Here is a 26,270-nt window from a genome sequence, read left to right on the forward strand (position 1 = left end):
CGAATTACGGAGAATAAGCTGCAATGCCAAAACGTACCGACATAAAAAGTATTCTGATAATTGGTGCCGGCCCGATCGTAATTGGTCAGGCTTGCGAATTTGACTATTCAGGCGCCCAGGCCTGTAAAGCGCTGCGTGAAGAAGGGTACCGCGTCATTCTGGTTAACTCTAACCCGGCCACCATTATGACCGATCCGGAAATGGCTGATGCCACCTACATCGAGCCTATTCACTGGCAGGTTGTCGAAAAAATTATTGAAAAAGAGCGGCCCTGTGCGGTGCTGCCAACCATGGGCGGCCAGACCGCGCTAAATTGTGCGCTGGACCTGGAACGCCATGGTGTGCTGGCTAAATATAATGTAGAAATGATCGGTGCCACTGCCGATGCTATCGATAAAGCTGAAGACAGGAATCGTTTTGACAAAGCAATGCGCTCTATTGGCCTGGCTTGTCCACGTGCGGGTTTTGCTCATTCCATGGAAGAAGCGTATCAGGTACTGGAGGATATCGGCTTTCCATGTATTATCCGACCATCGTTTACCATGGGTGGCTCGGGTGGTGGTATTGCTTACAACCGGGAAGAGTTTGAAGAAGTTTGTAGCCGTGGTCTTGATTTATCACCAACCAAAGAGCTGCTGATTGACGAGTCGTTAATTGGCTGGAAAGAATACGAAATGGAAGTGGTGCGCGATAAAAACGATAACTGCATTATCGTTTGTGCCATTGAAAACTTTGACCCTATGGGGGTCCATACGGGCGATTCAATTACGGTAGCTCCGGCGCAAACCCTGACTGACAAAGAATATCAGATCATGCGTAATGCCTCTTTGGCAGTGCTTAGGGAAATTGGTGTTGAAACCGGCGGTTCAAATGTCCAGTTTGGTATTAATCCAGTCGACGGCCGGATGGTGATTATTGAAATGAACCCGCGGGTTTCGCGTTCGTCGGCGTTGGCGTCAAAAGCCACCGGTTTTCCGATCGCCAAAGTGGCCGCCAAATTAGCGGTAGGTTATACCCTGGATGAACTGGCTAACGACATTACCGGCGGCAGAACGCCTGCGTCATTTGAGCCAAGCATCGATTATGTGGTGACCAAGGTTCCCCGTTTTAACTTTGAGAAATTTGCCGGTGCCAACGATCGCTTAACTACCCAGATGAAGTCCGTGGGTGAAGTGATGGCAATTGGCCGTAACCAGCAGGAATCATTGCAAAAAGCGTTGCGGGGGCTGGAAATTGGCGTATCGGGCCTGGATCCGATTATTGATATTGGCCAGCCTGAAGCGAAAGAAAAGTTAACCCGTGAACTTCGTGAGCCTGGTTCGCATCGCATCTGGTACATTGCTGATGCCTTCCGGTTTGGTATGAGCATGGATGAAATATTTGCACTGACTAACATAGACCGCTGGTTCCTGGTGCAAATTGAAGATTTAGTTAAAGAAGAACAAGCGCTGGCAACAGATGGCTTCGCCGCACTGGACGAGCATCGTTTAAGACGGTTAAAGCGTAAAGGCTTTGCCGATAGCCGGATTGCTGCCGTGCTGGGTGTCAGTGAAAATGAAGTGCGTAAAAAACGCCACGGATATAAGCTGCACCCGGTTTACAAACGGGTTGATACCTGTGCTGCAGAATTTGCTTCTGATACAGCTTACATGTACAGCAGCTATGATGAAGAGTGTGAAGCAGCACCAACTAACCGCGATAAAATTATGATTATCGGCGGTGGCCCAAACCGGATTGGCCAGGGTATTGAATTCGACTATTGTTGTGTTCATGCCGCGCTGGCGCTGCGTGAAGACGGTTATGAAACCATTATGGTTAACTGTAACCCGGAGACCGTTTCCACCGATTACGATACCTCTGACCGCTTGTACTTTGAACCTATTACGCTGGAAGACGTGCTGGAAATTGTCCGGATCGAGCAACCAAAAGGGGTAATTGTCCAGTACGGCGGCCAGACGCCATTAAAGTTAGCCCGGGCGCTGGAAGCGAATGGCGTGCCAATTATTGGTACTTCTCCTGATGCGATCGACCGTGCTGAAGACCGGGAACGGTTCCAGCAGGCGGTAGAGCGACTTGGCTTAAAGCAGCCGCAAAATGCAACGGTAACCAGCGTCGAAGAAGCATTAAGCCGTGCCCACGAAATTGGTTTCCCGATGGTAGTGCGTCCGTCTTACGTGCTGGGCGGCCGGGCAATGGAAATTGTCTATGATGATCAGGATTTACGCCGCTATATGACCGAAGCGGTCAGCGTGTCAAATGACTCGCCGGTATTGCTGGATAACTTCCTGGATGATGCCATCGAAGTGGATATTGATGCGATTTGCGATGGCAAGGAAGTGATTATCGGCGGCATTATGGAGCATATTGAACAAGCTGGTGTCCACTCAGGAGATTCGGCCTGTACCTTGCCGCCACATAGCTTAAGCCCGGCGATTCAGGATGTGATGCGCGAGCAGGTGAAAAAACTGGCGCTGGAGCTGGGTGTGGTTGGTTTAATGAACACTCAGTTTGCGGTTAAAGATAACGAAGTGTATTTAATTGAAGTTAACCCACGGGCTGCCCGTACCGTCCCGTTTGTGTCGAAGGCGACCGGTATGGCGGTGGCGAAAGTGGGTGCCCGTTGTATGGTGGGCCAGTCGCTGGCTGCGCAGGGTGTAACCAAAGAAATTATTCCACCGTATTTCTCGGTTAAAGAAGTGGTTATTCCGTTTAATAAGTTCCCGGGTGTCGACCCTATCCTTGGCCCTGAAATGCGTTCAACCGGCGAAGTAATGGGCATTGGTGATACTTTTGAAGAAGCCTTTGCTAAAGGAGAATTAGGTTCAGGCACGCTGATCCCAACTGGTGGCCGCGCCTTGCTTTCGGTACGCGACAGCGATAAAGTGCGGGTTGTTGAGTTAGCTAAGCGCATGGTTGAAATCGGCTTTGAGCTGGATGCTACCGGCGGTACCGCTAAAGCACTGACTGCTGCGGGTGTGCCTTGTCGTACTGTAAACAAAGTATATGAAGGCCGGCCACATATTCTGGACCGGATTAAAAACGGCGAATACAGTTACATTGTAAATACCACTGAAGGGCGCCAGGCAATCGAAGATTCGAAAGTATTACGTCGTGGTGCGCTGCAGCATAAAGCCAACTATACTACAACGCTTAACGCTGCGTTCGCGACTTGTAAAGCGAATGCCGCCAGTGCCTTTAATAACGTCAATTCTATTCAGGAATTACATAAGAGAGTAAACGGATGAGTCAAATCCCGATGACAATTCAGGGCGCAGAAGCATTGCGCGTTGAACTGCATGAGCTTAAATCGGTAAAGCGGCCGGCAATTATTCAGGCTATTGCTGAAGCCCGTGCCCACGGCGATTTAAAAGAGAACGCTGAGTACCATGCTGCCCGCGAGCAGCAAGGCTTCTGTGAAGGCCGTATTCAGGATATTGAAAGTAAGTTGTCGAATGCCCAGATCATCGATATCAGCAAAATGCCAAACAATGGCAAAGTGATTTTTGGGGCAACGGTATCTATTTTAAATCTGGATACTGACGAAGAAATGACTTACCGCATTGTAGGTGATGATGAAGCAGACATTAAAAACAATTTAATTTCTGTTAACTCACCAATTGCCCGCGGCTTAATTGGCAAGACAACAGATGATGTGGTTAATATCACTACCCCGAAAGGCGTGGTGGAGTTTGAAATTACCGCGGTAAAATATATCTGACGGTCAGAGCGTCAACAGAATAAAAACGCCAGGCTTGCCCTGGCGTTTTTTATCCCCAGAACCAGCGGCCACTACTTATCAGCCCAACTATTAAGCCACCAAAGCCAGCTATACTGCCACCGGCCATACCAAACCAGCACCAGAACAGGTTGCGTTTATAGGCAATTTTAGCTTGTGGGTCTTGCAGCATTTTTTGTTGTAAACGGGGCTTAATTGTCTGCCAGACACCATATTGCAGGTAGCCCAAACCGGCCATAAACAGGCTGAAAGCCAGTACGGGCGCGATTGCCCCGGCGGTAAACTGATAGGCCATCGCCAGTAAAATACCACTGAAAAAGAGCCAACCAATGCTGATATTTCGGTATTTCAGCAATTGTTGCCGCTCTTGCAGCGTTTCCGCCCGTTTCAGCGGCTGTTTCATGCCCAGAATTACTCCTAACACCCCACCCAGAGCACCCAGCATTGCGCCGCCTAACAGCCAGCTGAATTTAACCAGGCCACTGCTATTGGCAGCCAATGCGCTGGCTGAGGCCGCCGCTACCGGCGGGCTGGCCAGCGTCAGCGCACTGCATATAGCCGTGGTAAGGCCCAGCCCGGGAGCCGTGCTTAAAATCAGTTTGCCGTATTTAGCCAGGATCTGATCTTTTAACAGTTCTCGTACCCGCTGCAGTTTTTTGCGGACATTAGTTTCGCTTAAGCCCAATAGCTCAGCAACCTGTTGGCTGTTTTGCTCTTCGCGGTAAAACAGCAGTACAATTTCCCGGCTATCGGCCGGCAACTGGCTGATAAAGTCTGCCATGATCTGACTTTGCTGGTTTTTAGCTAAATCCTGGTCTAATTCAATGTCGCTGGCAAACTCTGCCAGAGCCTGATCAGCGTCATCGCCGCTCAGGGTAACACTCACTTTATTATCGCGCAGGTAGTTAAAAGCACGATAGCGGGTGATTTGCCGCACCCAGGGTAAAAAGCTGCTGGGGTTTTGTAAGGTGTTTAATTGCTGCCAGATGTGAATAAACACTTGCTGGGCAATGTCTTCACTGGCGTCTAAATCTTTAACTATCGCCAGGGCAATACTGCTGACACTGCGCTGGCAGCGTGCAACCAGCCGCTGAAAAGCACCTGTATCGCCCAGCTGTGCGGCAGTGATATCAGGAATAAGTTGGTGTTCAATCATTGATAAACTCATGCCAATTACTCCTGCAGCTTAATTTTCTAAAACCTGGGCGATACGACTGATTAGCCAGTCTGGCTGGTCCAGCATAATAAAATGCCGTGACTCAGTATTAAACTCAAGTCTGGCATGAGCAATAGTGGCAATTTGTTGCTGATAAAGTGCCTTGGCGGCTGCACGCTGCGCTTCATCCTGAAGAGCGCCGCTGGCACCCAGTAACAATACATTGCTTTTAATGTTATGCACATTGGGGCGCAAATCGGTGGTAAGTAGTTCATACAATGCCTGGCCGACGCTGGCCGGGTCTGACGCTGCCGCCATCGCCACCACTTGCTGCTGATGTGCAACCGAACTTGCCTGCACTTGCACGCCCTGGTTTGCCATACTGGCCAGTTGCTCAGCGTTCATGCCCTGGTATAAGGTTTTAAAATACTCGGCCTGTGGGGTTACCTGCGCGACGGTGGTGTTGGCTTCGCGGCTAAACACCGGTGCCAGATAGGGCAGGCCATCTACCGCGACAATAGTGCCAACTTTAGTTGGTGCGTTGCTGGCTAAACTAAAGGCCAGAAATGCCCCCAAACTATGGCCCACCAGCGCCGGTTGCTGTAACTGCTGTTGCTCAATATAGTTAAGCAAATCACGCTGCACCCGCGGCAGTATCTCGCCGCTGATAGCCGGGGTACCGGCAAAGCCAGCAATACTGATTAAATGCAGCTGATAATCGCTGGCCAGTGCCTCGGCAGTAGGGCGCCACACCCGGGCATCAGACATTAAGCCGGGGATCATAATTACCGGCTTACCTTTGCCGATAACTTCAACGGTAAAACTGTCAGCCGTTTCTGCTTTAACATTAGCAGCGAGCACGCCGCCAACAATGGTGAGGCTGATAGCAAAGTATGCCCAGAAACCAGGTTTAGTCTTGTTGTGCTTTTTCATGATAAGTCCTTAGTAATAAGTGAGAGACATTACTAAGTACCGGCAGCATGGCCTGCTGTGACAAAAAATATGGAAAAGTTTCGGTTTTGAAATTTGGAGCGGGTGGCGGGAATCGAACCCGTGTCTAAAGCTTGGGAAGCTTTCATTCTGCCATTGAACTACACCCGCAAGGCGTTCCAGCTAAATTACTGCAACGCCGGTCTTTTCGTCAATGGATTGTAATCCTTAAATGATAATAATCCATTGGTCGGCCAAAACCGCTTAAAGAACAAATTATATTCTGCCTTATTCGCCTTCGTCGCTATAGTTAAGCTGATTATGATAACGACCACTGTAATCAAAAAAGCTGTCCAGCTGCTGCCAGCCTTTGGCTTGTTTTTTTAGCAGAATAAGCTGCGGCATCCGGAATTTATCCTGATCGGCTACCAGCTCGCTGGCAGTTCGATAGTTTTTCGGTTTAAGCCCTGGCGTGCGGCTGTGGGGGTGGACAAACAACGCATATAGCGCCCGGCGCTGAGCGTCGGTATCCATTTTAAAGTGGCGGTAAAACGGGTTGCCGTCGATATCCAGATACTGCACCTGCAGCACCCCTTGCTGATCACTAAGCTGCATCTGCTGACACCGAAACAAATGGTGATGCTGTTTGTTAAGCACTTCTTTTAAGCGCTTGTCCGGATCGATAAGCTGCGACTGACAGTGCTGACAAACCCTGGCTGCAATATCGTTTTCGCCGCCGCAGTCCGGACAGATCCGGGCTCTGAACCGGTAGCTGCATTGTTTGGGCGCAGAATTGGCACTATGTTCCAGTAAACCCTGACAGCGCCGGCCATAATGTTCAATAATATCGCCATCGTTATCAACCAGCCCCCAGAAAACATTGGCAAACTGGCAATCCGGGCAGGGCACCTGTACCGGCACAGCTTTACTGGCGGGCCGCGGGCTGCCCACTTCCGGGTAGAACAAATCGTAGCCATTGGCGGCGTAATCAATAATCAGGCACTGTTTTTTATCTGGTGCGCTGCGCAAACCACGGCCCACCATTTGCTGAAATAAACTAACCGAAGCCGTGGGCCGTAAAATAGCGATAAGATCGACATGCGGCGCATCAAATCCGGTAGTCAGTACCGCCACATTAACCAGAAATTTTAGTTGCTTTGCTTTAAACGCCACAAGCAGCTGATCACGCTCTGTATTGGGGGTGGTAGCAGTAATAAGCGCTGCATGCTGGCCCTGAGCGTTAAGCAAGCCCAGTATCTCGTTGGCATGCCGCACTGTCGCAGCGAAAATAATGATACCTTGCTTACTGTCAGCAAGCTGGCATAACTGGCTGACAATCAGTTTGGTTGCCCTGCCCATTTTACCTATTAACGAATCGATTTGCTGCTCGCTGTAATCCATACCACTTTGCATCTGCAGACTGCTAAAGTCGTATTGGGCTGTTAAACCGTCGAGTAAAACCGGTTTAGCTAAATAACCTTTGCTGATTAATGGTCGCAGTGGTAACTCAAAGATACACCGGTCAAAGGTGGCATGCTCCGTCGAGCCCACCCTGCCATGGTAATGACTTTTATAAATCCAGCCAGTGCCAAGCCGGTAAGGCGTGGCTGTCAGGCCCAGTATTTTTAAGCCTGGGTTGTGCTGGCGTATGTGATTGAACAATAGCTGATACTGACTACCTTCGCTAAGGCTTACCCGGTGACATTCATCAATTATCAACATGGAATAACTGGCACTGAACTGAGTAAGGTTACGCGCAGCCGATTGCACGCTGGCGATTACTGTTTTTGCTGAATTGTCTTTCTGCTTGAGGCCTGCCGCAAAAATGCTGCCGGCTGAGGTAAGCAGTTCAACTTTTTCTGCGTTTTGGGCAACCAACTCCTTAACATGGGTAAGAATTAATACCCGGCCCTTGGCGATTCTAGCCAGCTCCGCCAACACCAGACTCTTGCCTGCGCCAGTAGGCAGTACCATCACCGCTGATTGATTAGTTTGTTTAAAGTGGGCAATAGCTGCGTTGACGGCTTGCTGCTGATAGTCTCTTAACTGCATGATTTCTTCATTGGCTTATTGCGTGTTCTAAGGTAACTCGTCACCAGGTACAGATAGTCAGGCGTAATCTATAAATAAATTTTTACAATTTAAGTACAGGTCAGAGTTTTGATTTCTGGCATATAGCGTAGAGTAACCGGTAGTCGATGGGAGTTACCAATGAAAAATAAAAAAGCATTCAGCCTGAATCTGGAAGAAAAGGTGTTGTGGGTGCGGGCCGATGGCGTCTGGAACGAACGCACTGCAAATGACTATGTGCAAGAGTTCCGGCACCTGGTAAAACCGATAGTGGCTGAGCCCTGGGCCGTGGTGCTTGATATACGACACTGGCAGTTAAGCCCGGCTGGCGTTTTCAGTTTGCTTAAAGACAACACCCGTTGGTGTTTTGAACATAATTTGCGCCATGTCGAGACCATTTATGCCGACAATGCGGTGGTAATGTGGCAGTTTGTTAAAGCCACTGAAGTTGCGGCAAGGCCTGTTGATTTGGTCAGTCAGGTAGCGACAAGTGAGGCTGCTGCCCGCGAGGTTTTGCAGGCAGCCGGGTTTTTAACTGATAAATCAGCCGCGCGGTAACTGAATTTTTTTTGCTTCGCTTTGGCGGTACAACACCAGAGTTTTGCCGATGACCTGTACTTTTTCGGCTTTAGTTTCCCGGATTATCGCATCCATAATAAGAACTTTTTGCTCGCGATCTTCAGTTGGGACTTTTATTTTAATTAATTCATGAAAGTTGAGCGCTACTTCAATTTCAGCGACCACGCCTTCGGTAAGGCCATTACCACCCAGTAAAATAACAGGTTTCAGCTCATGGGCTTTGGCTTTTAAAAATTGTTTTTGTTTATTGGTTAAACTCATATAGGTAGAATATCCAGATTCAAGCTTGATTTTTGCTTATTGTAGCGCCATCTCAGGCATAACACTATTTAAGAGTGGTACCATGACCAAGAAAAAACGCTCTGCCAGTTCAACCCGCTGGTTAAAAGAGCATTTTGATGATCACTTTGTCCAAAAAGCACAGAAACTAGGTTTGCGGTCACGGGCATCGTTTAAGTTAGAAGAAATTCAGCAGCAGGACAAGCTGATGAAGCCCGGCATGACAGTAGTCGATTTAGGGTCGGCTCCAGGCAGCTGGTCACAGTATGTGGTTGGCGTGGTTGGCACATCTGGTACGGTAATTGCGTGCGATATTTTGCCGATGGATCCGTTGGCAGGTGTTGCGTTTTTGCAGGGTGATTTTCGGGAAGAAGCAGTTTTGGACGCTTTACTGAGCCGGATCGGCGGTAAAACCGTAGATGTGGTATTATCCGATATGGCACCTAATATGAGTGGCAATGATACGACTGATCAGGCTCGCTCCATGTATTTAGTGGAGCTGGCATTGGATATGTGTCAAAAAGTTTTGAAGCAAAATGGCAGTTTTGTGGTCAAAGTGTTTCAGGGGGACGGTTTTGAAGCCTTTGTAAAGGATATCAGAGCCTTGTTCACCACCGTAAAAATACGTAAGCCCGATTCATCCCGTGCAAGGTCTCGGGAGACATATATCGTGGCGACCGGCTTCAAAGTTTAGTACAGTAGCCGGTAACTTTTTATTAAGCGAAAAATGAGGTTATAACCTTGAGCGACATGGCAAAAAATCTGATTGTCTGGTTGGTTATCGCAGTGGTACTGATGTCGGTATTTAACAGCTTCGGCCCAAGTGAGAATGCAGACAGACAAACCAGCTATACCCAATTTATCAAAGATATAAATCAGGGCCAGATCCGTGAAGTGAAAATTGAGCGCAGCGGTGTAATTACTGGTTTGCGGACCAGCGGTGAGCGGTTTGAAACGGTATTGCCGGTCAATGATCCAGGTTTAATGAAAGATTTATTAGACAATGATGTTCGGGTTATTGGTGCTAAGCCGGAAGAAAGTAGCTGGTTAGCAACTATTTTCATCTCCTGGTTCCCTATGCTGTTGTTAATAGGTGTCTGGATCTTCTTTATGCGCCAGATGCAGGGTGGCGGTGGCAAAGGTGCCATGTCGTTTGGTAAAAGCAAAGCCAGGCTGATGGGCGAAGACCAGATTAAAACGACTTTTGCCGATGTCGCAGGTTGTGATGAAGCGAAAGAAGAAGTATCTGAGCTTGTTGATTATTTACGTGATCCGTCACGCTTCCAGAAGCTTGGCGGTAAGATCCCGAAAGGCGTGTTAATGGTAGGGCCGCCGGGAACCGGTAAAACCCTGTTAGCTAAAGCCATTGCCGGCGAAGCTAAGGTGCCATTCTTTACTATTTCCGGTTCAGATTTTGTTGAAATGTTTGTTGGTGTCGGTGCTTCACGGGTTCGTGATATGTTCGAGCAGGCCAAGAAAGCAGCGCCATGTATTATCTTTATTGACGAAATCGATGCAGTTGGTCGCCAGCGTGGCGCTGGTCTGGGCGGTGGGCATGATGAGCGTGAACAAACATTAAACCAGATGCTGGTAGAGATGGACGGTTTTGATGGCAACGAAGGCATTATTGTGATTGCTGCGACTAACCGGCCAGATGTGCTTGACCCGGCGTTACTGCGCCCAGGCCGTTTTGACCGTCAGGTAGTGGTTGGGTTGCCGGATGTGAAAGGTCGCGAACAAATTTTGAAAGTTCACATGCGCAAGGTGCCATTGGCTGATGGGGTCGATGCCTCAGTAATTGCCCGTGGTACCCCGGGTTTCTCTGGTGCCGATTTAGCCAATCTTGTAAACGAAGCTGCACTATTTGCTGCCCGTAGTAGTCGCCGGGTGGTATCGATGGACGAATTTGAAAAAGCTAAAGATAAAATCATGATGGGCGCTGAGCGCCGGTCAATGGTGATGACTGAAAAAGAGAAAGAAGCGACGGCCTATCATGAAGCAGGTCATGCTATCGTTGGCCGTTTGGTACCGGATCATGACCCGGTTTATAAAGTCAGTATTATTCCTCGTGGCCGGGCACTGGGTGTTACTATGTACCTGCCAGAGCGGGACAGGGTAAGCCATAGCAAACGTCATCTGGAAAGTATGATTAGCTCGTTATTTGGTGGCCGTATAGCAGAGGAAGTGATTTACGGATTCGAGTTGGTAACAACCGGCGCTTCCAACGATATTGAGCGTGCTACTGACTTAGCCAGAAAAATGGTTACCCAGTGGGGCTTTTCTGAAACACTTGGCCCACTGCTTTATGCAGAGGAAGAAGGTGAAGTGTTCCTGGGACGCTCAGTAAGTAAAAACAAGCACATGTCTGAAGATACGGTTAAGGCGATTGATGCTGAAATTCGGGTTTTTATTGACAGAAACTATGATCGCGCTAAAAAGCTGATCGAAGACAACATGGATATTTTACATGCGATGAAAGACGCATTGATGAAATATGAAACCATTGATGCTAAACAAATAGATGACCTGATGGCACGACGCGAAGTTCGCCAGCCTGAAAACTGGGAGCCGCGTGACAATGGCAGCAGCGATGATGATTCGTCGGGCAAGGCGAAAGTTGAAAGCGACGGACCAGTTGCAACAGATAAACCCTCTGAAGGCAACTTACATTAATCGCCGCCAGTGTTTATAATTCCTACCCCGGCTTGCCGGGGTTTGTTCTTTTTGGGATATAACTTTCTGCAGGTTTAAGCTTATGCTATTGAAACTTCCCCGTCAGCGTCAGTTGGATTTATCCCGTCCGGTGGTAATGGGCATTTTAAATATAACCCCAGATTCATTTTCTGATGGCGGCCAGCACAATACTGTTGATGCAGCTCTGTATCAGGCAGAACAAATGCTGGCAGATGGTGCAACTGTGCTGGACATTGGCGGTGAGTCAACCCGACCGGGCGCCGCAGCAGTACCATTACAGCAGGAGCTGGATAGGGTTGTACCGGTGATTGCTGCTATCCGGCAGCGCTTTGACTGTGTGTTATCTGTAGATACCAGCAAAGCTGGTGTAATGTCAGCTGCGGTTCAGGCCGGTGCCGATATGATCAATGATGTTCAGGCATTACAGGGCGAAGGTGCACTGGCCTGTGCGGCCGAATTAAATGTGCCGGTTTGCATTATGCATATGCAGGGCGAGCCCCGTACTATGCAGCAGCAACCCCGCTATGATGATGTCGTTGCTGAAGTAATAAAATTTCTGCAACGACGGACAATGGATTGTCAGTTCGCCGGAATTGGCAAATCACAGATTATTCTGGACCCGGGTTTTGGCTTTGGTAAAACGCTTAGTCATAATTATCAGCTGTTGGCGGCGCTGGAGCAGCTAGTTCAACTGGGATATCCGGTTCTGGCTGGTATGTCCCGCAAGTCGATGGTTGGGCAGCTGCTTAATGTCCCGTTAAATCAGCGTTTGGCAGGTAGTGTTGCTTGTGCCACAATTGCCGCACTACAGGGAGCTCGCATTATTCGGGTTCACGATGTAAAGGAAACAGTACATGCATTGCAGGTAGCTACGGCAGTGCGCCATGGAGTAGAAGCATGAGCAGAAAATATTTTGGAACTGATGGAGTTCGGGGCCGGGTAGGTGAATTTCCGATAACGCCGGAGTTTGCCATGAAACTGGGCTGGGCAGCAGGGCGGGTGTTATCTGCAAGAGGTACCCGAAAAGTATTGATTGGTAAAGATACCCGTATTTCCGGCTATTTACTGGAAACAGCACTTGAGGCGGGTCTGGTTGCTGCTGGTGTAGATGTGCGTTTGCTGGGGCCAATGCCAACGCCGGCTGTCGCCTATTTAACCCGTACTTTCAGGGCTGAAGCCGGTATTGTTATCAGCGCCTCTCACAACCCGTATTATGACAACGGTATTAAATTTTTCTCTGCTGACGGTACTAAGTTGCCTGATGATGTTGAGCTGGCAATTGAGCATGAGCTGGAACAAGCTATGGTTTGTGAGCCGTCAGAAAAGCTGGGTCGGGCCATGCGGATAGACGATGCAGCCGGACGCTATATTGAGTTTTGCAAAAGCCATTTAAAAAATCATTTATCGTTAAAGGGCCTGAAAATCGTTATCGATTGTGCTCATGGCGCAACCTACCATATTGCCCCAGCTGTTTTTAAGGAGCTGGGGGCAGAGGTTGTGGCAATTGGCTGCAAACCAGATGGTTTCAACATTAACGACAAATGTGGTGCAACCCATACCGATTTACTGCAGCAAACAGTGCTGGAGCACCAGGCAGATTTGGGTATTGCTTATGATGGCGATGGTGACCGGGTAATGATGGTAGACCAGCAGGGCCGGGTACTGGATGGTGATGAAATTGTCTATATTATTGCCCGCTATGCTCAACGTGAAAATATGCTGCAGGGCGGTGTAGTTGGTACATTAATGAGCAACCTCGGCCTGGAGCTTGCCCTGAAGGCACTGGATATTCCTTTTGCCCGCAGCGCAGTGGGTGATCGATACGTGATGGAATTATTACGTGAAAAAAATTGGCGAATTGGCGGAGAGAATTCCGGCCATATCCTCAATCTTGATCATGCCTGCACCGGCGATGGCATTATAGCGTCGTTACAGGTATTAAATGCTATGCTGGTGACAGGTGAAGATTTGACCGCACTGTGTGATGGTATGCATAAATTGCCGCAGATATTGGTAAACGTGAAATTTGAAAAAGGCACTGCGCCACTTGAAAAGCAGCACGTTAAGCAGAAAATTGCCGAGGTGGAAACTCTACTGGCCGGCAAAGGCCGGGTGCTGATCCGCAAATCGGGTACCGAGCCGCTTATCCGGGTTATGGTGGAAGGTGAAGATGAGGTATTGGTGCGGGACTACGCCGAGCAAATTGCGGCTGCAGTTAAGCTTGCAAGTTAAACGCTAACGACTGCGGTTGTACATTATAACCGCAGTCAGCCATGAACTATGTCGTTAAAGCTTGTTGTCCGACGCTGGCATAGTTAGTATTCCGGCGCTTTTAATCAGGAAATAAAGTTATGTCTGCAAAAAAACTGATCGCTGCCAACTGGAAAATGAACGGCTCCAGGGCGCTGGTAGAGGCTGTCGTGCAGCAGTTAACAAACCTGAGCCCAGAAGTTGATGTTTTGCTTTGCCCACCCGCTACGCTGTTACCTCTTTTTCCTGCCAGCCAGCATTATGCGCTGGGTGCTCAGAATGTAAGTGAGCATGAACAAGGCGCTTATACTGGTGAACTGGATGTGACTCTGATCACTGAAACCGGTGCGACCTATGTGCTCGTTGGTCATTCTGAAAGGCGGCAATATCATGGCGAATCGGATCAACTGATTTGTCTGAAGTTGCAGCAGGCAGTAAATGGCGGTTTAACACCAGTGCTGTGTATTGGTGAAACATTAACTGAGCGTCAGCAAGAAAATACCGAGCAGGTTATTGCGAAACAATTAGCGGCGGTGTATGCTTCGCACCCCGAATTGCTGGCAAAATCGGTAGTGGCTTATGAGCCTGTATGGGCGATAGGTACGGGTGAATCGGCAACACCTGAACAAGCGCAGGCAGCCCATGCGTTTATTCGCCAGCAGCTTGCTCAGTATGATGCCGCAGGTGCAGCAAAGGTAAGAATTTTATATGGTGGCAGTGTAAACGCGACAAATTGCAGCGCGTTGTTCGCTCAGCCTGACATTAATGGTGCTTTAGTTGGCGGGGCCAGCTTGAAACCATCAGAATTTATGCAAATTTGTCAGAGTGCAAAGGAATAACATGTACGAAATTATTATTGTTCTATATTTGTTGGTGGCTATGGCCTTAATTGGTCTGGTATTGATTCAGCATGGTAAAGGTGCAGACATGGGTGCGGCCTTTGGTGCTGGCGCTTCATCAACGGTGTTTGGGTCCTCTGGTACCGGTAATTTCTTAACAAAAACGACGACCATCCTGGCAACGTTATTTTTTGTATTAAGTATTGTATTAGGCAACTATACAGCAAAGCAAAGCGCACCGGTTGATGAATGGGATCTGTCTGTGCCGGCTGTGGAACAAGCACCGGTTAAAAAAGACGATAACAGTGATATTCCGGTAGGCTAACCTCTCTTTTTTGCCGAGGTGGTGAAATTGGTAGACACGCTATCTTGAGGGGGTAGTGTCTTCGGACGTGCGGGTTCAAGTCCCGCTCTCGGCACCAACTATATTCGCGGCTTTACTTTGCAAGGCTTGCGGTAACAAGCAAGGCGCTATATAATATGCGCCATTAGACGGACGCGGGATGGAGCAGTCTGGTAGCTCGTCGGGCTCATAACCCGAAGGTCGTCGGTTCAAATCCGGCTCCCGCAACCAACTTTAGGTTGAACAGTTATATTGAGAATGCGCCCTAGGGCTCCTCTTTATAATCACAGGGCGAAGGTCGCAAATCCGGCTCCCGCAACCAAATAAAACAACATTTCATTGGCGATATGGGTGTTGTTCGGATGTTATTTCGCCCCGCTTGTTCGGGGCGTTTTCGTATCTGGCGTGTCAGTTTTAAGCAGTAATGGGCGCTATGCCCATTTTTTATTGGTGTATTCGGAGGTCTTTTTGACTAAACAAGAACAACAGCTTACAGAGTTGTTGAGCCCGACAGTAACAGCTGCCGGTTTTGATTTATGGGGTATTGAGTTGCTGCGGGCTGGCAGGCATACCACGTTACGGCTTTATATCGATCATAGCGACGGTATTACTGTAGAAAATTGCGCTTTGGTTAGCCGTGAAGTCAGCGCAATCATGGACGTAGAAGATCCTATTCCCACCGAATATACCTTAGAAGTGTCATCACCGGGTTTGGCCCGGCCGCTGTTTACCGAGGCCCATTTTGCACAGGCAGTCGGCCAGCAAATTGAAGTTAAGCTGACAATAGCACAAGATAACAGAAGAAAATTCAAAGGCATGTTGCAGGCAATAGACGCTGACATGTTGGTTATGGAAGTCGATGGCAAACCCTATCGTTTGCTGATGGATAATATAGACAAAGCAAACGTAGTACCGGTTTTTTAAGGTATTCGGGTCGCGTCAGAACGAGGCAGATACAATGGCAAAAGAAATATTATTGGTTGTCGATGCAGTATCGAATGAAAAGTCAGTACCACGGGAAAAGATTTTCCAGGCATTGGAGTTTGCATTAGCTGCAGCCACTAAAAAGAAAAATGAAGGCGATATTGAAGTGCGGGTGAATATTGACCGCAAAACCGGTTCCTATGAGACATTCCGTCGTTGGGAAGTTGTTGCGGATGATGCGGTGCAGGAACATCCTACCCGCGAAATTACCCTGTCAGCTGCGCAATTCGATGCACCTGAAGTGCAAATTGGCGATTTTTACGAAGAGCAAATTGACTCTATCGAGTTTGACCGGATCACTACCCAGATGGCCAAACAGGTTATTGTCCAGAAAGTACGTGAAGCCGAGCGCTCTCAGGTTGTAGAAGCTTATATTGACCAGGTGGGTGAACTGGTAACCGGTATCGTTAAAAAGGTCAACCGCGATAGTATTATTGTTGACTTAGGCAACAACGCTGAAGCCATGTTACCCCGGGAAGAAATGTTGCCGCGCGAAACATACCGGCCAGGCGATCGTATTCGTACCCTGTTGTTTGATGTAAAACCAGAGGCGCGAGGTGCTCAGTTGTTTTTGAGCCGGGCCCGGCCAGAAATGTTGCTGGAATTATTCCGGATAGAAGTGCCGGAAATTGGCGAAGAGATGATTGAACTTCGTGGCGCTGCCCGTGACCCAGGGTCACGCGCTAAAATTGCAGTAAAGAGCAATGACCGCCGGATTGACCCGGTTGGTGCCTGCGTTGGTATGCGTGGTTCACGGGTGCAGGGCGTATCTAACGAACTGGCCGGTGAGCGGGTTGATATTGTGCTGTATGACGATAATGACGCTCAGTTTGTCATTAATGCCATGGCCCCGGCAGAGGTTGCCTCCATTATCGTTGATGAAGATGCTCACTCTATGGATATCGCAGTTGAAGATTCTAACCTGGCAATGGCAATTGGCCGTAACGGTCAGAACGTGCGTTTAGCCAGTCAGTTAACCGGTTGGGAACTGAATGTGATGTCAGTTTCAGATATGAAGAAAAAGCATCAGGAAGAAACTGAAAAAGTTCGCCAGGCCTTTATGGATGCGCTGGAAATCGATGAAGACTTTGCCGACGTGTTGGTAGAAGAAGGCTTCTCGACTCTGGAAGAAGTGGCTTACGTGCCAATCAGCGAATTATTGTCTATTGATGGTTTTGATGAAGAAATCGTTGAAGAATTGCGTAGTCGGGCGAAAGCCGTACTAACCACCCGTGCGTTGGCCAGCGAGGAATCGCTTGAAGACGCCAAACCAACTGAAGCGCTGTTAGCGCTGGACGGTTTAGATACTCACACCGCTTATGTCATTGCCAGCAAAGGTGTGACCACCCTGGATGATCTGGCTGAGTTAGGTGTCGACGATTTATTAGATATAGCAGATGTAACTGAGCAAAAAGCCGCAGAGCTGATTATGGCGGCGCGAAATATTGTTTGGTTTAGTGAAAGTAACTGAGTAGTCAACGGAGGTAACAACACAAATGGCAGAAGTCACCATAGAGAAGCTGGCCAGTGATGTCGGTACAACTGTTGATCGGTTAGTACAACAATTTGCTGATGCAGGTATTACCAAAGCTGCAGGGCAGCAGGTATCTGAAGACGAAAAGAAAACTTTGCTATTGCATTTAAGCAAGCAGCATGGCGGTAATTCATCAGAACCATCAAAACTTACGCTGAAGCGCAAAGAGAAAACGACCCTGAGTGTTGCTGGCGGCGCTGGCCGTAACCGTGAAATTCAGGTAGAAGTGCGCAAACAGAAAACTTACATCAAAAAACCGGTTGTCGATGAGGCAACGCTTAAAGCACAGGAAGAAGCCCGTTTAGCGGAAGAAAAAGCCAACGCTGAAGCAAACCGCGCTAAGCAGGAAGCTGAGCAGAAAGCGCGTGAAATTGCTGCGGCAAAAGCGAAAGAAGAAGCCGAACGTAAAGCAGCTGAAGCAAAGAAACGTGAAGAAGCTAAACAGGCGCAGCTGCTAAAAGATGATCCTGAAGAAGCGGCCCGCCGCGCGGCTAAAGAAGAAGCTAAGCGTGAAGCGGAACATATTCGTCAGCAGCAGGAAGCTGAAGCTTTACGCAAGCTGGAAGAAGAAGCGAAAAAGCAGGCTGAAGCAGCCCGTAAACTGGCAGAAGAGAATAGTGAGCGCTGGGCTCAGGAGGAGAAAGCCAAGTCAACCGAAAAAGACGACTATCACCTGACCAGTAACGAATTTGCCAAGCAGGCTGAAGATGAGGTGGACGCCAAAGAAGAGCGCGCCGGTCGTCGTGGTGTAGGCAAAAAAGCGCCACCAGCCAAAGGTAAAAAGAAAGATGATGGTAATGACAAGGAAGCGTTTAATCGCGCTAACCGTCATACCAAGAAGAAGAAAACCCCAACCAGTATGCAGCACGGTTTTAATAAACCAGCCCAACCGGTAGAGCGGGAAGTTAAAATTGGTGAAACCATTACCGTTGCCGAACTTGCAGCGAAAATGGCGGTAAAAGCGTCTGAAGTTATTAAAACCATGATGAAAATGGGTGCGATGGCAACCATTAATCAGGTAATTGATCAGGAAACTGCGGCCATTGTCTGTGAGGAAATGGGCCACAAGTTTACCCTTACTAAAGAAAATGAATTAGAAGAAGCGGTAATGTCTGATCGTGCCGGTGAAGGTGAGCTGGAGCCGCGGGCGCCGGTAGTAACCGTTATGGGCCACGTCGACCATGGTAAAACCTCATTACTGGATTATATCCGTAAAGCCAAGGTTGCTGCTGGCGAAGCCGGTGGTATTACCCAGCACATTGGTGCTTACCATGTTGAGACTGACCGCGGCATGGTGACGTTCCTGGATACCCCAGGCCACGCCGCCTTTACTTCAATGCGGGCACGTGGTGCGAAAGCTACCGATATCGTTATTCTGGTGGTTGCTGCGGATGATGGTGTTATGCCACAAACCAAAGAAGCCATTCAGCATGCAAAAGCAGCTGGCGTACCTTTGGTGGTTGCGGTAAACAAAATTGATAAGCCAGAAGCGGATCCGGATCGGGTGCGTAATGAGTTATCGCAGTTTGACGTTATTTCTGAAGACTGGGGCGGCGATACCCAGTTTGTTCAGGTATCGGCAAAATCAGGCCAGGGTATTGATGACCTGCTTGAAGCTATCCTGAACCAGGCCGAACTGCTGGAATTAAAAGCCGTTAAGAATGGTTTGGCACGTGGTGCTGTTATTGAATCGCGGCTTGATAAAGGACGTGGTCCGGTTGCCTCTATCCTGGTTCAGGAAGGTACGCTGAACCAGGGTGATATCGTTCTTTGTGGCTTTGAGTATGGCCGGGTTCGGGCAATGCGTGACGAAAATGGCCGTGAAATTAAAGTTGCCGGGCCGTCTATTCCGGTAGAGATCCTGGGCTTATCAGGTGTGCCACAAGCCGGTGACGAAGTTACCGTGGTAAAAGATGAGCGTAAAGCACGTGAAGTTGCGTTATACCGTCAGGGTAAATTCCGTGATGTTAAACTGGCGCGTCAGCAGAAAGCCAAGCTGGAAAACATGTTTGCCAATATGGAAGAAGGCGATGTGTCTGAACTTAACCTGGTATTAAAAGGTGATGTTCAGGGTTCAGTTCAGGCAATTTCTGAATCACTGGCTAAACTGTCTACTGATGAAGTGAAAATCAAAATCATCGGTAGTGGTGTTGGTGGTATTACTGAAACTGACGTTACTCTGGCAGCTGCATCACAAGCAATCATTATAGGCTTTAACGTACGTGCAGATGCCTCAGCCCGTAAGATGATTGAAGATGAGGGTCTGGATTTACGTTATTACAGCATCATTTATGAGCTGTTAGATGAAGTAAGAGCGGCCATGACTGGTATGCTGGCACCTGAGTTTAAACAGCAAATTATTGGTCTGGCACAGGTGCGTGACGTGTTCCGCTCGCCGAAATTTGGTGCTATAGCTGGTTGTATGGTTACTGAGGGTGTGATTAAGCGTAACGCGCCAATTCGGGTTCTGCGTGACAATGTGGTTATTTTCGAGGGCGAACTGGAATCACTGCGTCGCTTTAAAGACGATGTTAACGAAGTCAGAAATGGCTTCGAATGTGGTATCGGCGTGAAGAACTACAATGATGTTCGTGAAGGCGATCAGATCGAAGTATTTGAAACCATTCAGGTTGAACGTACTTTATAAAGTACCGCTGGCCAAAACACATAATACAGGGGCCATTAGTGCCCCTGTTGTGTTCTCCCTGGCCTCAAAAATTGGATTAGACAATAATGGCAAAAGAATTCTCCCGCGTTGACCGGTTGTCGCAACATATTAAAAAGGAAATGGCGGTAATTTTGCAGCGTGAAATTAAAGATCCACGGCTGCACTCCATGATCACCGTGTCTGATGTTGAAGTATCACGCGATCTGTCACATGCCAAAGTGTTTGTTACCTTTCTGGGTATGGACGACAGCAAGGTTGAAGACAATCTTAAGATCCTGAACGATGCGTCAGGCTTTGTACGCAGTTTAATAGGCAAGCGTATTCAGACCCGGATTGTGCCGCATATTCGTTTTGCGTTTGACCAGTCACTTAATGAAGGGATCCGGATGGCAAGTCTGGTAACTTCAGTGCGTCAGGAAGATGAGCGTAAACGTAAAGATGCCGGACTCGAGCCGACAGATAATGACGGAGCTGAGGACTAATGGCTCGCAAAAATGCCAGAGCAGTTAATGGCATTCTGTTACTGGATAAACCGCTTGAAGTCAGCAGTAATGGCATTTTGCAGCGGGTACGCTGGTTGTATCAGGCTCAAAAAGCTGGTCATACCGGTGCGCTTGATCCAATGGCTTCCGGTTTATTGCCAATTTGCTTTGGTGAGGCAACTAAGTTCAGTCAGTTTCTACTTGATACAGATAAAACCTATCTGGTCACAGCCTGTTTTGGAATACGAACCAGCACCAGTGACGCCGAAGGCGAGGTTATCAGTGAGCGGCCTGTCCGTTTTTCTGACGCGGAGTTAGAGCAGGCGTTAACAACCTTACGCGGAGACATCCTGCAAGTACCGACGATGTTTTCAGCGTTAAAACATCAGGGCCAGCCACTTTATAAATATGCCCGCCAGGGCATCACTATTGAGCGCGAAGCCAGGCCAATCAGTATTTTTCGGTTTGAGCTGCTTAAACGGGATGGCAACGTTGCCGACTTTATTGTCCATTGCTCAAAAGGGACATACATCCGCACCTTAATTGATGACCTCGGTGAGTTGCTTGGCTGTGGTGGCCATGTCAGCAAACTGCACCGAACCCAGGTAGGGCCATTTACTGCAGAGCAAATGGTTAAGCCTGCTCAGTTAGATGCCTTAGAGCAGCCATGTCATAGCGCTGGCGACTTTACAGCTTTGGATGCGTTGCTGCTGCCACTGGATGCGGGGATTGTCAGCATGCCGGCTATTAAGCTTGGCATTGAGCAACAGCATCAGTTACAACATGGCCAAAGTTGCAAGGTAGAAACGGATGATATTGCGGCGGTCAGGTTGCTGGGGCCGGCAAATATTTTCTTTGGTATTGGTCAGGTGGAGCAGGGGGTGTTAAGTTCCCGCCGCTTGCTAAATACCAGTGTCCTGCCGCAGGCCGTGCCTGAGATAAACGCCTTGTAAAAAGATAGCAAAGTGCTATCATACGCCCGGTTTTCTGGGGTCTGCTGGATGAGTGATCGGCGATTCCCTTATTTTAGTTCACTCACATTGGAGTTAAATATGTCATTAAGCGCTGCTGATAAAGCAAAAATTGTTGCTGACTATGCTGTTAAAGAAGGCGATACCGGTTCACCAGAAGTACAGGTTGCCCTGTTAACTGCGTCAATCACTCACCTGCAAGGCCATTTTGCTGAGCACAAACACGACTTCCACTCTCGTCGTGGTTTGTTACGGATGGTTAGCCAGCGTCGTAAGCTGTTAGATTACTTAAAAGGCAAAGATCAGGCCCGTTACACTACCCTGATTGGTCGTTTAGGTTTACGTCGTTAATCGCTTGGCGATAACGTTGTAAAAAAGAGGCTTTCGGGCCTCTTTTTTTATGGGATTTATTTTCAACACGATTTTTACTGAACTATCTTTTGTAACAGGTTACAGAGTATACTGTGCAGGTAGAAAACACAGAGAAAAACATCGCAATTCGGCGATTAAGATAAAGGAAATACACACGTGACTCCCATCGTAAAATCATTTCAGTTTGGCCAACATACCCTAACATTAGAAACCGGCGTTATTGCCCGTCAGGCAGATGCCGCAGTGCTGGCCAGCCTGGGAGATACTTCAGTTTTAGTAACGGTTGTTGGTAAAAAAGAACCTAAGCCTGGTCAGGATTTCTTCCCGTTAACTGTTAACTACCAGGAAAAAATGTATGCAGCTGGCCGGATCCCGGGCGGTTTCTTTAAACGCGAAGGCCGGCCAAGTGAGGGTGAAACCCTGACCAGCCGTCTGATAGACCGTCCTATCCGTCCGTTATTCCCGGAAGGGTTCAACAACGAAGTGCAGGTTATTGCCACTGTGGTATCAGTACAGCCGGAAATTCAGCCGGACATCGTTGCATTAATTGGTACGTCAGCGGCCTTGGCTTTATCAGGTATTCCATTTGCAGGCCCTATTGGTGCTGCCCGGGTTGGTTATATCAACAACCAGTATGTACTTAACCCATCAGAAGAAGAGCTGAAAAGCTCGAAACTGGATTTAGTGGTTGCAGGTACGCACAATGCAGTACTGATGGTGGAATCTGAAGCTAACATTTTATCTGAAGACGTGATGCTGGGTGCCGTAATGTATGGCCATGAGCAAATGCAAACGGCTATTAACGCGATCAATGAATTGGCAGCTGAAGGCGCTAAGCCAGCCTGGAACTGGCAGGCGCCGGCAAAGAATTTGCCTTTGATTGCTAAGGTTGCTGAACTAGCTACTGCTGATATCGGTGCTGCGTATCAGATCACTGAAAAAGCGAAACGCTATGAGCGAATTGCCGAAATTAAATCAGCTCTGCATGCTAAGTTGACAGAGGAGTTGGCCGAGGGCGAAGAGCTGGACAAAAACGAATTCGGTGATATTTTCCATGACCTGGAAAGTAAAGTCGTGCGTAGCCGGATCACCAAAGGTGAGCCGCGGATTGATGGCCGTGATCCGGAAATGATTCGTGGTTTGAGCGTTATGACTGGCGTACTGCCACGTACCCATGGTTCGTCATTGTTTACCCGTGGTGAAACCCAGGCGCTGGTTACCTGTACCTTAGGTACCGCCCGTGATGCCCAGAATATCGATGACTTATTAAGTCAGAAAACAGATACCTTTATGTTGCACTATAACTTCCCTCCCTACTCTGTAGGTGAAACCGGGATGGTTGGCTCGCCTAAACGCCGTGAAATTGGTCATGGTCGCTTAGCGAAGCGTGGTGTTTTAGCCGTGATGCCGGATTTCGAAGAATTCCCATACACCGTGCGGATCGTATCTGAAATAACCGAATCTAACGGTTCCAGCTCAATGGCTTCTGTTTGTGGTTCGTCATTAGCGCTGATGGATGCCGGCGTGCCTATTAAGGCGTCTGTGGCTGGTATTGCCATGGGTCTGGTAAAAGAAGGTGATGACTTTGTTGTATTGTCAGACATCCTGGGTGATGAAGATCACTTAGGTGATATGGATTTTAAAGTTGCTGGTACTACTGAGGGTATTACTGCGCTGCAAATGGATATCAAAATTGACGGTATTACCAAAGAAATTATGCAAATTGCGTTAAAGCAGGCCAAAGCGGCCCGTTTGCACATTCTGAACGTAATGGATCAGGCTATCAGCGGCCACCGTGAAGAAATGTCTGAATATGCACCGCGCATTTACACCATGAAGATAAACCCGGAGAAAATCCGCGAAGTTATCGGTAAAGGTGGTGCGGTTATTCGTCAGATCACTGAAGAATCTGGTACCACAATCGAGCTGGAAGATGATGGCAGTATCAAAATTGCTGCAACCACCGCCAAAGCAGCGCAAATTGCTATTGATAAGATTAATGCTATTACCGCTGATATCGAAGTAGGTGCCATCTATCAGGGCGAAGTAGTACGAATTGTGGACTTCGGTGCCTTTGTAAATGTTTTACCAGGTAAAGACGGCTTAGTGCATATTTCGCAAATTTCTGATGAGCGGGTTAACAATGTGTCTGAACACTTACAGTTAGGTCAGAAAGTGGCTGTTAAGGTACTGGAAGTGGACAAGCAGGGCCGGGTTCGCTTAAGTATTAAAGAAGCGAATACCAAGCCAGCCGAAACTGCAGCTAATGCAGAGCAAGACGCTTAAAATGGTTAGCGTTAAAACAGGTATAGTAGCGCTGTTACTGGCGCTGCTGACCTTAAACGGTTGTGCTTCCAGCCAACCGTCATCGTCTGCGGCCTGGCTAACGCCAGAGCCGCTGGCGGTACCTTATCGTACTGAGCTGGCCATTGCCCGCTTAACAGAAATTCTACAACGTGCTGAGTTGACTGAAGAGCAGTCAGCGCGTTTATATTACGATCGCGGAGTGATGTACGACAGTGCAGGCTTACGTTCGCTGGCCCGGCTTGATTTTATGCGGGCACTTCGCTTAAAACCTGATATGGCCGATGCCTACAATTTTGTTGGTATTCACTACACGCTCAATGGCAGTTTTGATCAGGCATATGAAGCTTTCGATTCTGCGTTGGAACTTGCCCCTGATTACGAGTACGCCTACCTTAACCGCGGCATCGCCTTGTATTATGCTGGCCGGGCTGACTTAGCGGTGCCGGATTTTGTCAGGTTTCTGGAATTGCGACCAGCCGATCCTTACCGGGTAGTCTGGTTATATCTGGCAGAGTCGGATATATCGGAAGCTGACGCTAATAGCCGGTTATCCGCCAATCTTGCCACCCTGGATGCAGATGACTGGGCCACCAATATCCCACGGTTTTATCATGGTGATATATCTGAACAGCAACTGCTTAACTCTGTACTTGATGGTTTAAGCAGTCAGCGGCTGTTAGCTGAGCGTTTATGTGAGGTTTATTTTTACCTGGCTAAGTGGCATGAAGCCAAGCAAAGACCTGAAAAGGCTATTAATTATTATAAAAAAGTTCTGGCAACAAATGTCTATGAATTTGTTGAACACCGCTATGCCAGGCTGGAGATCGCCAGGCTAAGAGGTGAAACATTAGCCGGAGAGACGGATGAGTTTCATTAGGCTTAAAGATGTTTTGCCGGTAAAAAGCCAGCTTGCTGGCTTTTTTGCATTATTGCTGTTGGGCTGCACGCCGCAAACTTCGCAAGAAGGTCAGCAACAACTTATGCAACGTGCTGACACAGAATCAACCGCTGCGTTGCAGCTCGCCCGGCAGCGCCTGGCAAATAATGAACTGTCTGACGCCTTACGCTGGTTCCGCCAGGCAGCAACGCTGGGCGATGCTGAAGCACTCGATCATGCCCTGCAGCTGCAGCAGCGACTGGATGGCCGGTTAGCTACGGCCAAGTGGCTGCAACAAGCCACAGATAATAACCAGATTGAGCCGTCGCTTGTCACTAGCAGCCAACGCGCTGCTCTGGGTTTATGGCAACCAGCAACTTCAGTTGTTACCAATAGCGGCTATCAGGCGGCTGCAGGCTGTAACCTGACAATTCAACCTGTTGCCAGCCAGCAGGCAGGGATAGTACGCTGGCAGCATTTACGGGCCGCCTGGTCGGCCGATACGTTTCTGAGTCAGCTGCCGGTGTGTTTTAATAATCTGATTACGGTAAATGCCATTGAACTGAACTGTTCAGAGCAGCCGGCACTGCGGATAAACTGCAATTACGCCTCGTTAACCGACGAAGTACTTGGCGGAGCCTTTAGTCAGTTGTTAATTATTGCCGGCGAGGGGCTGGCCAGCTACAACAACGGGATTGTGCAACTACCCGATACTGCCAGCCTGGCGTTGCTGCAGCATGAGTTTATGCATGTGCTGGGTTTTATTGATGAGTACCCGCTAAGCAAACAGGCTGCTGAAACTTTGTGCCGCCCCGGTACTTTTGTCGCTAATTTGATATTTGATAACAGCGCAGAAACAATAGCCGCCTGGCACCGGCACTGGTTGCCAGCAAACACGACAGGTAAACTGAAACTTAATGCGGTAACAACCTGTCAGGCCGCGGGACGGCAAGCGTACCGGGTTGTGGCCAGGGTCAATCCGATGGAGCTATACCAGACAGCAATGCCTGAGTTGTACCAACAGCTAATGGTTCGTGCTTTGGCCAGGCCTGAAACTATAATGCCAGTGCAGTACTATTTTGCTTATCTGGCCCGACAGCAGCAGGCCTGGCAGCAATGGCAAACGCTGATGCAGCTTGCCGCAGATTATGGTTATCATGATGCGGTCAATGCGCTGCAATACCTTTAACAATGTTTAA

The 26,270-nt window shown here is 48.6% G+C and carries 22 protein-coding genes and 3 tRNA genes; 20 read left to right on the top strand and 5 right to left on the bottom strand.

Annotated elements, in window-relative coordinates; translation table 11 throughout:
• The first annotated feature begins 23 nt into the window (after positions 1-23).
• Complete coding sequence (gene carB / locus KQY15_RS10450; RefSeq protein ID WP_217669142.1) at positions 24-3,245, top strand: carbamoyl-phosphate synthase large subunit; 3,222 nt, start codon at positions 24-26, stop codon at positions 3,243-3,245.
• A complete protein-coding gene (gene greA, locus KQY15_RS10455) occupies positions 3,242-3,718 on the top strand; it encodes a transcription elongation factor GreA (RefSeq protein ID WP_217669143.1) in 477 nt (158 codons plus the stop codon). The genes carB and greA overlap by 4 nt, the downstream gene beginning before the upstream one ends.
• A 49-nt stretch (positions 3,719-3,767) precedes the next feature.
• Here greA and KQY15_RS10460 read toward each other — a convergent pair whose 3' ends face one another.
• The 4 genes from KQY15_RS10460 to radD form a co-directional block, all read right to left on the bottom strand.
• A complete protein-coding gene (locus KQY15_RS10460; RefSeq protein WP_217669144.1) occupies positions 3,768-4,904 on the bottom strand; it encodes an RNA polymerase sigma factor in 1,137 nt (378 codons plus the stop codon).
• Between the two features lie 18 nt (positions 4,905-4,922).
• Positions 4,923-5,825 (bottom strand): alpha/beta fold hydrolase, encoded by a 903-nt coding sequence (locus tag KQY15_RS10465; protein WP_217669145.1) that lies wholly within the window; start codon positions 5,823-5,825, stop codon positions 4,923-4,925.
• Positions 5,826-5,919: 94 nt separating this feature from the next.
• A tRNA-Gly gene (locus KQY15_RS10470) sits at positions 5,920-5,993 on the bottom strand.
• A gap of 117 nt (positions 5,994-6,110) precedes the next feature.
• Positions 6,111-7,874 (bottom strand): DNA repair helicase RadD, encoded by a 1,764-nt coding sequence (gene radD / locus KQY15_RS10475; RefSeq protein WP_217669146.1) that lies wholly within the window; start codon positions 7,872-7,874, stop codon positions 6,111-6,113.
• 159 nt (positions 7,875-8,033) lie between these two features.
• On the opposite strand from radD, the gene KQY15_RS10480 reads away from it, so the two are divergent.
• Positions 8,034-8,450: a hypothetical protein gene (locus KQY15_RS10480; protein WP_217669147.1), complete on the top strand. Its 417-nt coding sequence runs from the start codon at positions 8,034-8,036 to the stop codon at positions 8,448-8,450.
• Here KQY15_RS10480 and yhbY read toward each other — a convergent pair.
• Positions 8,436-8,732, bottom strand: coding sequence for a ribosome assembly RNA-binding protein YhbY (yhbY, locus tag KQY15_RS10485; protein ID WP_217669148.1), 297 nt, complete (start codon positions 8,730-8,732; stop codon positions 8,436-8,438). The genes KQY15_RS10480 and yhbY overlap by 15 nt on opposite strands.
• Before the next feature lie 82 nt (positions 8,733-8,814).
• Here yhbY and rlmE point away from each other — a divergent pair, with 82 nt between their 5' ends.
• From rlmE to KQY15_RS10570, 17 genes are all read left to right on the top strand, one after another.
• Positions 8,815-9,444, top strand: coding sequence for a 23S rRNA (uridine(2552)-2'-O)-methyltransferase RlmE (gene rlmE, locus KQY15_RS10490; protein WP_217669149.1), 630 nt, complete (start codon positions 8,815-8,817; stop codon positions 9,442-9,444).
• 56 nt (positions 9,445-9,500) lie between these two features.
• Entirely contained in the window at positions 9,501-11,423 is a 1,923-nt protein-coding gene (gene ftsH / locus KQY15_RS10495; protein WP_254795636.1) for an ATP-dependent zinc metalloprotease FtsH, read from the top strand.
• An 82-nt stretch (positions 11,424-11,505) separates the two neighbouring features.
• Positions 11,506-12,345: a dihydropteroate synthase gene (folP, locus tag KQY15_RS10500; protein ID WP_217669150.1), complete on the top strand. Its 840-nt coding sequence runs from the start codon at positions 11,506-11,508 to the stop codon at positions 12,343-12,345.
• Positions 12,342-13,676, top strand: a complete 1,335-nt coding sequence (gene glmM, locus KQY15_RS10505) for a phosphoglucosamine mutase (protein ID WP_217669151.1) — start codon at positions 12,342-12,344, stop codon at positions 13,674-13,676. The genes folP and glmM overlap by 4 nt, the downstream gene beginning before the upstream one ends.
• A gap of 119 nt (positions 13,677-13,795) precedes the next feature.
• Positions 13,796-14,533, top strand: a complete 738-nt coding sequence (gene tpiA, locus KQY15_RS10510) for a triose-phosphate isomerase (RefSeq protein ID WP_217669152.1) — start codon at positions 13,796-13,798, stop codon at positions 14,531-14,533.
• Between the two features lies 1 nt (position 14,534).
• Positions 14,535-14,858: a preprotein translocase subunit SecG gene (gene secG / locus KQY15_RS10515; protein WP_217669153.1), complete on the top strand. Its 324-nt coding sequence runs from the start codon at positions 14,535-14,537 to the stop codon at positions 14,856-14,858.
• Between the two features lie 12 nt (positions 14,859-14,870).
• Positions 14,871-14,955, top strand: a tRNA-Leu gene (locus KQY15_RS10520).
• Between the two features lie 75 nt (positions 14,956-15,030).
• A tRNA-Met gene (locus KQY15_RS10525) sits at positions 15,031-15,107 on the top strand.
• Between the two features lie 237 nt (positions 15,108-15,344).
• Positions 15,345-15,800, top strand: coding sequence for a ribosome maturation factor RimP (gene rimP / locus KQY15_RS10530; RefSeq protein ID WP_217669154.1), 456 nt, complete (start codon positions 15,345-15,347; stop codon positions 15,798-15,800).
• A gap of 34 nt (positions 15,801-15,834) precedes the next feature.
• Positions 15,835-17,331: a transcription termination factor NusA gene (nusA, locus tag KQY15_RS10535; RefSeq protein WP_217669155.1), complete on the top strand. Its 1,497-nt coding sequence runs from the start codon at positions 15,835-15,837 to the stop codon at positions 17,329-17,331.
• Between the two features lie 25 nt (positions 17,332-17,356).
• On the top strand, positions 17,357-20,041 hold the full coding sequence (infB, locus tag KQY15_RS10540; RefSeq protein WP_217669156.1) for a translation initiation factor IF-2: 2,685 nt from the start codon (positions 17,357-17,359) through the stop codon (positions 20,039-20,041).
• Positions 20,042-20,127: 86 nt separating this feature from the next.
• Positions 20,128-20,544 carry a 30S ribosome-binding factor RbfA gene (rbfA, locus tag KQY15_RS10545; RefSeq protein WP_217669157.1) on the top strand — a complete coding sequence of 139 codons (417 nt, stop codon included), beginning with the start codon at positions 20,128-20,130 and terminating at the stop codon, positions 20,542-20,544.
• Positions 20,544-21,497 carry a tRNA pseudouridine(55) synthase TruB gene (truB, locus tag KQY15_RS10550; protein WP_217669158.1) on the top strand — a complete coding sequence of 318 codons (954 nt, stop codon included), beginning with the start codon at positions 20,544-20,546 and terminating at the stop codon, positions 21,495-21,497. Before rbfA ends, truB begins: the two co-directional genes overlap by 1 nt.
• Positions 21,498-21,596: 99 nt before the next feature.
• Positions 21,597-21,866, top strand: a complete 270-nt coding sequence (gene rpsO, locus KQY15_RS10555; RefSeq protein WP_217669159.1) for a 30S ribosomal protein S15 — start codon at positions 21,597-21,599, stop codon at positions 21,864-21,866.
• 177 nt (positions 21,867-22,043) lie between these two features.
• On the top strand, positions 22,044-24,173 hold the full coding sequence (pnp, locus tag KQY15_RS10560; protein WP_217669160.1) for a polyribonucleotide nucleotidyltransferase: 2,130 nt from the start codon (positions 22,044-22,046) through the stop codon (positions 24,171-24,173).
• Position 24,174: 1 nt separating this feature from the next.
• A complete protein-coding gene (nlpI, locus tag KQY15_RS10565) occupies positions 24,175-25,071 on the top strand; it encodes a lipoprotein NlpI (RefSeq protein ID WP_217669161.1) in 897 nt (298 codons plus the stop codon).
• Positions 25,058-26,260 carry a hypothetical protein gene (locus KQY15_RS10570; protein WP_217669162.1) on the top strand — a complete coding sequence of 401 codons (1,203 nt, stop codon included), beginning with the start codon at positions 25,058-25,060 and terminating at the stop codon, positions 26,258-26,260. The genes nlpI and KQY15_RS10570 overlap by 14 nt, the downstream gene beginning before the upstream one ends.
• The last annotated feature ends 10 nt before the right edge of the window (positions 26,261-26,270 follow it).

Origin of the sequence: Arsukibacterium indicum (assembly GCF_019100565.1) — a bacterium.
Taxonomy (GTDB): Bacteria; Pseudomonadota; Gammaproteobacteria; order Enterobacterales; family Alteromonadaceae; genus Alishewanella; species Alishewanella indicum.

What these genes read in the sequence shown, in the direction of transcription:
- carB (WP_217669142.1), top strand. Translation starts at nt 24, where the DNA reads ATGCCAAAACGTACCGACATAAAAAGTATTCTGATAATTGGTGCCGGC.
- greA (WP_217669143.1), top strand. Translation starts at nt 3,242, where the DNA reads ATGAGTCAAATCCCGATGACAATTCAGGGCGCAGAAGCATTGCGCGTT.
- KQY15_RS10460 (WP_217669144.1), bottom strand. Translation starts at nt 4,904, where the DNA reads ATGAGTTTATCAATGATTGAACACCAACTTATTCCTGATATCACTGCC.
- KQY15_RS10465 (WP_217669145.1), bottom strand. Translation starts at nt 5,825, where the DNA reads ATGAAAAAGCACAACAAGACTAAACCTGGTTTCTGGGCATACTTTGCT.
- radD (WP_217669146.1), bottom strand. Translation starts at nt 7,874, where the DNA reads ATGCAGTTAAGAGACTATCAGCAGCAAGCCGTCAACGCAGCTATTGCC.
- KQY15_RS10480 (WP_217669147.1), top strand. Translation starts at nt 8,034, where the DNA reads ATGAAAAATAAAAAAGCATTCAGCCTGAATCTGGAAGAAAAGGTGTTG.
- yhbY (WP_217669148.1), bottom strand. Translation starts at nt 8,732, where the DNA reads ATGAGTTTAACCAATAAACAAAAACAATTTTTAAAAGCCAAAGCCCAT.
- rlmE (WP_217669149.1), top strand. Translation starts at nt 8,815, where the DNA reads ATGACCAAGAAAAAACGCTCTGCCAGTTCAACCCGCTGGTTAAAAGAG.
- ftsH (WP_254795636.1), top strand. Translation starts at nt 9,501, where the DNA reads ATGGCAAAAAATCTGATTGTCTGGTTGGTTATCGCAGTGGTACTGATG.
- folP (WP_217669150.1), top strand. Translation starts at nt 11,506, where the DNA reads ATGCTATTGAAACTTCCCCGTCAGCGTCAGTTGGATTTATCCCGTCCG.
- glmM (WP_217669151.1), top strand. Translation starts at nt 12,342, where the DNA reads ATGAGCAGAAAATATTTTGGAACTGATGGAGTTCGGGGCCGGGTAGGT.
- tpiA (WP_217669152.1), top strand. Translation starts at nt 13,796, where the DNA reads ATGTCTGCAAAAAAACTGATCGCTGCCAACTGGAAAATGAACGGCTCC.
- secG (WP_217669153.1), top strand. Translation starts at nt 14,535, where the DNA reads ATGTACGAAATTATTATTGTTCTATATTTGTTGGTGGCTATGGCCTTA.
- nusA (WP_217669155.1), top strand. Translation starts at nt 15,835, where the DNA reads ATGGCAAAAGAAATATTATTGGTTGTCGATGCAGTATCGAATGAAAAG.
- infB (WP_217669156.1), top strand. Translation starts at nt 17,357, where the DNA reads ATGGCAGAAGTCACCATAGAGAAGCTGGCCAGTGATGTCGGTACAACT.
- rbfA (WP_217669157.1), top strand. Translation starts at nt 20,128, where the DNA reads ATGGCAAAAGAATTCTCCCGCGTTGACCGGTTGTCGCAACATATTAAA.
- truB (WP_217669158.1), top strand. Translation starts at nt 20,544, where the DNA reads ATGGCTCGCAAAAATGCCAGAGCAGTTAATGGCATTCTGTTACTGGAT.
- rpsO (WP_217669159.1), top strand. Translation starts at nt 21,597, where the DNA reads ATGTCATTAAGCGCTGCTGATAAAGCAAAAATTGTTGCTGACTATGCT.
- nlpI (WP_217669161.1), top strand. Translation starts at nt 24,175, where the DNA reads ATGGTTAGCGTTAAAACAGGTATAGTAGCGCTGTTACTGGCGCTGCTG.
- KQY15_RS10570 (WP_217669162.1), top strand. Translation starts at nt 25,058, where the DNA reads ATGAGTTTCATTAGGCTTAAAGATGTTTTGCCGGTAAAAAGCCAGCTT.